This window comes from Streptomyces gobitricini, from assembly GCF_039532985.1.
In the GTDB taxonomy this organism is placed as follows: domain Bacteria; phylum Actinomycetota; class Actinomycetes; order Streptomycetales; family Streptomycetaceae; genus Streptomyces; species Streptomyces gobitricini.
In genome coordinates this window covers 236,914-243,993 of the sequence record NZ_BAAASR010000021.1, presented here as the reverse complement: position 1 = coordinate 243,993, position 7,080 = coordinate 236,914, and the positions used below count along the sequence as shown (strand labels likewise).

Annotated in this window: 8 protein-coding genes; all 8 read left to right on the top strand. The window is 71.5% G+C overall.

Annotated elements, in window-relative coordinates; genetic code table 11:
• The first annotated feature begins 98 nt into the window (after positions 1–98).
• The 8 genes from ABD347_RS20535 (at position 99) to ABD347_RS20500 (ending at position 7,032) form a co-directional block, all read left to right on the top strand.
• A complete protein-coding gene (locus tag ABD347_RS20535; RefSeq protein WP_344363416.1) occupies positions 99–743 on the top strand; it encodes an HAD family hydrolase in 645 nt (214 codons plus the stop codon).
• 43 nt (positions 744–786) lie between these two features.
• Positions 787–1,953 carry an MFS transporter gene (locus tag ABD347_RS20530; RefSeq protein WP_344363414.1) on the top strand — a complete coding sequence of 389 codons (1,167 nt, stop codon included), beginning with the start codon at positions 787–789 and terminating at the stop codon, positions 1,951–1,953.
• Positions 1,922–3,097, top strand: coding sequence for an acetoin utilization protein AcuC (locus ABD347_RS20525; protein WP_344363413.1), 1,176 nt, complete (start codon positions 1,922–1,924; stop codon positions 3,095–3,097). The genes ABD347_RS20530 and ABD347_RS20525 overlap by 32 nt, the downstream gene beginning before the upstream one ends.
• Positions 3,098–3,301: 204 nt before the next feature.
• On the top strand, positions 3,302–4,117 hold the full coding sequence (locus ABD347_RS20520; protein WP_344363410.1) for a phosphatase: 816 nt from the start codon (positions 3,302–3,304) through the stop codon (positions 4,115–4,117).
• A 128-nt stretch (positions 4,118–4,245) separates the two neighbouring features.
• On the top strand, positions 4,246–4,458 hold the full coding sequence (locus ABD347_RS20515) for a helix-turn-helix domain-containing protein (protein WP_064070100.1): 213 nt from the start codon (positions 4,246–4,248) through the stop codon (positions 4,456–4,458).
• Between the two features lie 151 nt (positions 4,459–4,609).
• Positions 4,610–4,708, top strand: coding sequence for a 30S ribosomal protein bS22 (locus tag ABD347_RS20510; protein WP_003948845.1), 99 nt, complete (start codon positions 4,610–4,612; stop codon positions 4,706–4,708).
• Between the two features lie 180 nt (positions 4,709–4,888).
• Positions 4,889–5,956 carry an NAD-dependent epimerase/dehydratase family protein gene (locus ABD347_RS20505; RefSeq protein WP_344363408.1) on the top strand — a complete coding sequence of 356 codons (1,068 nt, stop codon included), beginning with the start codon at positions 4,889–4,891 and terminating at the stop codon, positions 5,954–5,956.
• 17 nt (positions 5,957–5,973) lie between these two features.
• A complete protein-coding gene (locus tag ABD347_RS20500) occupies positions 5,974–7,032 on the top strand; it encodes a lysophospholipid acyltransferase family protein (protein WP_344363406.1) in 1,059 nt (352 codons plus the stop codon).
• Positions 7,033–7,080: the final 48 nt, after the last annotated feature.

Sequence of the window (7,080 nt, the reverse complement as noted above, 5' to 3'; positions counted from 1 at the left end):
ACCGCCGAACAATTATTAGCCTCAGTCCCCGGACATTTATGTCCGGGGACTGAGGCTTTTCTGCGTTCAGGGCAACACCCGGCTTTTAGGGTAGTCGTATGCGATACGAACTGGTGATCTTCGACAACGACGGCGTCCTTGTCGACAGCGAGCCGCTGTCCAACACCATCCTGGCGGCGTACCTGACCGAGCTCGGGCACCCCACCTCGTACGAGGCCTCCCTGCGCGACTACATGGGTGCCGCTGTGCACCGGGTGCACGACCTGGTCATGGAGCGGACCGGGCAGCGGTTGCCCGAGGGGTTCGACGCGGAGTTCCACCGGCGGGTGTTCGCGGCCTTCGCGCGGGAGCTGAAGGTGGTCACCGGAGTACCCGAGATGCTGGCGAAGCTCGTCGCGGAAGGCGTGCCGTACTGCGTCGCGTCGTCCGGGAGCCATGAGCGGATCCGCGTGGGCCACCGGAAGACCGGGCTCGACCGGTGGTTCCGGGAGGGCAACGTCTACAGCGCGCAGGACGTGGGCCGGGGGAAGCCGGCGCCGGACCTGTTCCTGTACGCCGCCGAGCGGATGGGAGTGGTGCCGGAACGGTGCGTCGTCGTGGAGGACAGCCCGCTCGGGGTTCAGGCCGCCCGGACGGCCGGGATGGACGTGTACGGGTTCACGGCGATGACACCGGCCGGGAAGCTGGCCGGGGTGAACGGGTGCTTCGACGACATGGGGCAGTTGCTCGGGTTGCTCGCCTGAGTGATCTACCCAGCGGTGGGTGAGGGTCCTACGCTGTGCCGCCATGACGGATGCGCGGTTGCGGCGTGGGCGTGGCTCGCTGGCGGCCTCCTTTCTCGTCCAGGGGACGGCTTTCGCGCTCCTGGTGACGCGTATCCCCGCCGTACAGGACCGGTACGGGCTGTCCGACGCGTTGCTGCCGGTCTTCTTGGCGGCCGTCCCGGTCCTCGCCGGAGTGGGAAGCGTGTGCGCCGGGAAGCTGGTTCGGCGGGTGGCGCCCAGCGTCGTGCTCAGGTGGGCCCAGCCCGTCGTACTGCTGGCCCTGCTCGGCGTGGGCACCGGGGAGCGGCTGTGGCAGGTGGCCGTGGCGCTCGGGTCGTTCGGGCTGGCCGTCGGGGCGTTGGACGCGGCGATGAACATGCTCGGGGTGAGCCTCCAGCGGGCGTACGGGCGCAGCATCATGCTCGGGTTCCACGCCGCGTACAGCCTGGGCGGGATCGCGGGGGCGTCGCTGGCGTGGGTGGCGGTGCACCGGGGTGTGGCGCTGGACGTCTCGTACCTGGCGGTCGTCGTGGTGACGCTGCCGGCGGTGTTGCTGGGGAGCCGGTGGTACGTGGACGGGGAGAGGCGGACGGCGGAAGGGCCGGCGGGGCGTGCGGTGGGGGCGCTGGTGCCGCTGGGCCTGGTGATGGCCTTCGCGTACATCGGCGATTCGACGGTGTCGAACTGGAGCGCGAAGTATGTGACGGACGTGCTGGGTGGTTCGGAGGAGCTGGCGACGGTTCCGTACAACGCCTATATGGTCACCACCCTTCTGGGGCGGGTGGTGGGGGACGTCGGGGTGCGGCGGTTCGGGGCGGTGGCCGTGGTGCGGGGTGGTGCGGGGCTGGCGGCGGTCGGGTTCGGGGTGGTGGCGTGGGCTCCGGGGGCGGGGGCCGGGGTGGCGGGGTTCACGGTGCTGGGCTTCGGGCTGAGCGTGGTGGTGCCGCAGACCTTCGCGGCGGCGCGCGGTGACGCCGAGGTGGCCCGCCTCAATGTCTTCACCTACGTGGGCTTTCTGGTCGGGTCGCCGTTGGTCGGGGCTGTCGGTGACGCGTGGAGCTACCGGTGGGCGATGGTGGTGCCTCTGGTGCTGGTGCTGCTGACGTTGCGATACGCCCGGTCGTTCGCCGTTGAACCGGACCGATACGGTGGCGGGCATGAGCGGCCGCGCACTGTTGATGTGGGATGACGCACTCACCGGGTACGACTTCGGGGCGGGGCACCCGATGGATCCGGTGCGGCTCGAGCTGACCATGCGGTTGGTGCGGGCGTACGACCTGGACCGGGCCGTCGACGTGGTGGCCGCCAAGCCGGCCGGGGAGTCGACGCTACGGCTGGTGCACCGCGAGGACTACGTGGCGGCCGTACGGGCGGCGTCGGCCGACCCCGGGGCGGCGGACCAGGCGTACGGGCTGGGGACCATGGACGATCCCGCGTTCGCCGGGATGCACGAGGCATCGGCGTTGATCGCGGGTCAGTCGGTGGGCGCGGCCGAGGCGGTCTGGCGCGGGGAGGCGACGCACGCGGTGAACTTCGCGGGCGGGCTGCACCACGCGATGCCGGGGTCCGCGGCCGGGTTCTGCGTCTACAACGACGCGTCGCTGGCGATCGCGCGGCTGCTGGAGCTCGGCGTGGAGCGGGTGGCGTACGTGGACGTGGACGTGCACCACGGGGATGGTGTGCAGGCGGCGTTCTGGGAGGACCCGAGGGTCCTGACCGTGTCGCTGCACGAGCACCCGCGCACGCTGTTCCCGGGGACCGGGTGGCCGGAGGAGACGGGTGCGGCGGGGCCTGCCGAGGGTGGTGCGGTGAACGTGGCGCTGCCGGCCGGGACCGGCGACGCGGGGTGGCTGCGGGCGTTCCACGCGGTGGTGCCCGAGCTGCTGGCGGACTTCCGGCCGCAGGTGCTCGTGACGCAGCACGGGGCGGACACCCACTTCGAGGACCCGCTGGCCCACCTGGCGGTCTCCCTGGACGCCCAGCGCGCGGTCCAGGCGGCCTGCCACGAGCTGGCGCACGAGTACGCCGAGGGGCGCTGGGTCGCCCTGGGTGGCGGTGGTTACGCGGTCGTGGACGTCGTACCGCGCTCGTGGACGCACCTGGTGGGCATCGCGGCCGGTGCTCCGGTGGCTCCGGAGTCGGTGATCCCGCCGTCGTGGCGGGACGAGGTGTACGCGCTGACGCGGCAACTGGCGCCGGGGCGGATGACCGACGGGCGGTGGCCGGTGTCGTGGCGGGGCTGGGACGAAGGGTACGACCCCGCGGACCGGCTGGACCAGGCGGTGCTGGCGGCGCGGCGGGCGGCCTTCCCGCTGCGCGGGCTGCTGCCGTAGGGCGGGCGCGGTCACGCCGACGGCGGGTCACGCCGGTCGCGCGGAGCGTCAGCGGCGCATGGCGGTGGCGCACGCCGCGGCGGGTCACGTCGGCGGGGCGACCTCGCCGGCGGGGCGGTCACGCCAGCGGTGGGGTTACGCCAACGGTGGGGTGTCCGGGCCGTTCCGGCGCCGTGCAGGGCCGGCTGCGGCAGCATCGGCAGGGTGTTGAGTACCGGTGCACTGCGCGCGCATCTGCTGGCGGCCAGGCTGGCCGGCCCCGTGGCCACCTCGCGGGAGGACAGCCTCCGGAGCTATCGCCTCTTCGCGGCCCGGGACCCTCGGGTGACCCTCGGGCTCCATCCGCGGTGGTCGTGGGACGAAGGGGACCTGTTACGCCTGATGGCCGACAAGTGCGGGGTCTCCGGTGACCCCGCGTACCGGTCCGGGCCCGATGTCATCGATCCCGAACGGACCCTGGCCGCGCTCGGCGCGTTCGCCGCGCGGCTGGCGGAGGCGGCCCGGCGGCGGGCGCCGGTGCTGCTCGGCACGGGTCATCCGCACCGTCTGCTCGGTTTCTACGCCGGACTCGCAGACGCTTTGTCGGCGGCCGGATGTCTCGTTCTCACACCCGCGAAGGGCCGATGTGTCGACATAACGACCCGGTTCGGCGTACGTACGTACAGCATTGACTACGTACGGGGAGTCGCGCTGGTGCGGGAGCCGGGGCGGAAAGGCGCCGGTTGTGAGACCGGCGCACACACCCATTCCCCCCTGCCGGTCAGGGCCGCTCTGGAGGGTCTCGCGGATGTCGGAGGACCCCTGCCGGAGCTCGTCGTCGGGGACCATGGATGGGTCTGCGGGGCAGGTCAGCTGGGTATTGAGGCTGTCGGCCTGGCCGACACGGACGACCCCGCGCTCTTCGTCGGGGAGGCCGAGGGGCGCGTGTCCGTCGCCGTCCCGCTGGATGACGCTGTGCGGTCCGATTACTACCGACCGCTTACTCGCTATGTACTCAATCGGGCGTGTCTGTCACGGTAGGCGGCCGGTGGCAGCTCCTCTTCCCCACTCGTATCACCCGCCCCTAGTCTGGTGAGTGAGCGCACCGCGACGAAGAGTCACCGGAGGGGAAGCCGGTGGGCGTTGTGGGCGGAAGGTACAGGTGGGTCATGGCTGCTGCTGGCGAGAGGCCTCTCAACGAGGTCAAGTTCCTGACCGTGGCGGAAGTCGCCTCGGTGATGCGAGTGTCGAAGATGACCGTGTACCGCTTGGTGCACAGCGGTCATCTGCCGGCGATCCGGGTGGGCAGGTCATTCCGGGTTCCGGAGCAAGCGGTTCACGAGTACCTCCGGGAGTCCTTCGTGGGGGTGGAGACCGCCTAGCGGTCGTCGGGAGAGTCCCACGTACCCCTCGGTTACAAGCACGGCGCTCTGGCCGGTAGGCTAGGCCGACGTAGGTCGTGTGGGCCCAGACGCCCCGCACCGAGATCCCCCGCTGATGCGGGGGTGTTCCGAGAAGTGAGCGAGGGTAGTCGTGGGCTCTGTTATCAAGAAGCGGCGCAAGCGGATGGCCAAGAAGAAGCACCGCAAGCTGCTCAAGCGCACCCGCGTTCAGCGTCGCAACAAGAAGTAGGCGACGGCTGTACGTGCGCGTTCCGCGGCCCTCCCACCGGTTTCCGGTGGGAGGGCCGCGGTGTTTCTCCGGCTCCTCCGGGGCCGCCGCGGTGCCTCCGGGGGTGCGGCGGTCGTCACAGCGCTCCATCCACCCGCTACGGTGGCGCATAGGCGAGGGACCGAACGGAAGGCGCTGATCTTGGGAAAGGTCGTGCTCGTCACCGGCGTGGCCCGGCAGCTCGGCGGCAGGTTCGTCCGCCGTATCCAGCAGGACCCCGGAGTGGAGCGGGTGATCGGCGTGGACGCCGTCCCGCCCTCGCACCGGCTCGGCACCGCGGAGTTCGTCCGTGCCGACATCCGGCAGCCCGCCATAGGGCGGGTCCTGGCGGAGTACGAGGTCGACACCGTCGTCCACCTGGACGTCACGGGGACACCGCTGGGCGCCGGCGGCCGGACGGCCGTCAAGGAGACCAACGTCATCGGCACCATGCAGCTGCTCGGTGCCTGCCAGAAGTCGCCGACGGTCAGCCGCCTGGTGGTGAAGTCCAGCACGAACGTGTACGGCTCCGCGCCCCGTGACCCGGCCGTCTTCATGGAGACGACCTCGCCGAAGTCCCTGCCCAGCGGCGGCTTCGCGAAGGACGCGGTCGAGGTCGAGGGGTACGTACGGGGCTTCGCGCGTCGGCGGCCCGATGTGGCGGTCTGCGTGCTGCGTTTCGCCAACATCCTCGGGCCGACCGCGGACTCCCCGCTCGCCGAGTACCTCTCACTGCCCGTGCTGCCGACGGTGTTCGGCTACGACCCGCGGCTGCAGTTCGTCCACGAGGACGACGTCATCGAGGTGCTCCGGATCAGCTCCCACGAGCCGCGGCGCGGCACGCTCAACAGCGGCACGTTCAACGTGGCGGGTGACGGTGTGCTGACGCTGTCGCAGTGTTCGCGGCGGCTGGGGCGGCCGACGGTGCCGGTGCCGCTGCCGGCGGTCACCTGGGTCGGCACGGCGCTGCGTACGGTCGGTGTGACCGACTTCTCGCCCGAGCAGATCAGGTTGCTGATGCACGGGCGGGTGGTCAGCACGGCGCAGATGCGGGAGACGCTCGGGTTCGAGCCGAAATACACGACCGCGGAGACGTTCGCGGACTTCGCGCGCAGTCGCGGGCCCGGCCTGCTGCCGCCGGAGGCCCTCGCGGGGGCGGTCGACAAGATCGCCGCGCGGCGGCCGCCGCTCCCGGGCGGCGGGGCGAAGACGACTCACAGCGCCGGATGAGGGAGCGCGATTCAACGATGGCGGACGCCAAGGTCATTCCGTTCGACGACGACCGGTCGCGCTCGGGTGCGGCCACTCCGCGACCCGGACGCCGACGGCCCCCCGCGGGCGGCGGCGCTCGGCGGCGGAACGGCGAGGGCGGCGCGGTGAGCCCGCTGCCGGGGCCGCAGGCCGCCGACGAGACGCCCGCCCCGGGCGCGTCCGGCATGGACGGGGCCCGGGCGGCCGTGGGCGGCGGCGACTGGGAGCGGCGGATCGCCGGCGGACTGGCGTTCCTGCGGCGGCGGGTCACCGGCGAGTACCAGGTCGACGAGTTCGGCTACGACGAGGAGCTCACCGACCAGGTCCTGATGTCGCTGCTGCGGCCGCTGTACGAGAAGTACTTCCGCGTCGAGGTGAAGGGCATCGAGAACATCCCGTCCGAGGGCGGGGCGCTGGTGGTGGCGAACCATTCGGGGGTGCTGCCGCTGGACGGGCTGATGATGCAGGTCGCGGTGCACGACAACCATCCGGCCGGGCGGCACCTGCGGCTGCTCGCCGCGGACCTCGTCTTCATGCTGCCGGTCGTCAACGAGCTGGCGCGGAAGGCGGGGCACACGCTGGCGTGCGCGGAGGACGCCGAGCGGCTGCTCCAGCGCGGTGAGGTCGTCGGGGTGATGCCCGAGGGCTTCAAGGGCATCGGGAAGCCCTTCAGCGAGCGCTACAAGCTCCAGCGGTTCGGCCGCGGAGGGTTCGTGTCGACCGCGCTGCGGGCGGGCGCGCCGATCGTGCCGTGCTCGATCGTGGGGGCGGAGGAGATCTACCCCATGATCGGGAACGTGAAGACCCTCGCGCGGGTACTGGGCATCCCGTACTTCCCGGTCACGCCGACGTTCCCCTGGCTGGGGCCGCTCGGGGCGCTGCCGCTGCCGACGAAGTGGACGATCCAGTTCGGGGAACCGATCCCGACGGACGGATTTCCGCTGGAGGCGGCGGAGGACCCGATGCTGATGTTCAACCTGACGGACCAGGTGCGGGAGCAGATCCAGCACACGCTGTACAAGCTGCTGGTGCAGCGGCGGTCGGTGTTCTTCTGACGGACGGCGAAGGGTGGGTGTCCCTCCGAGGAGGAACACCCACCCTTG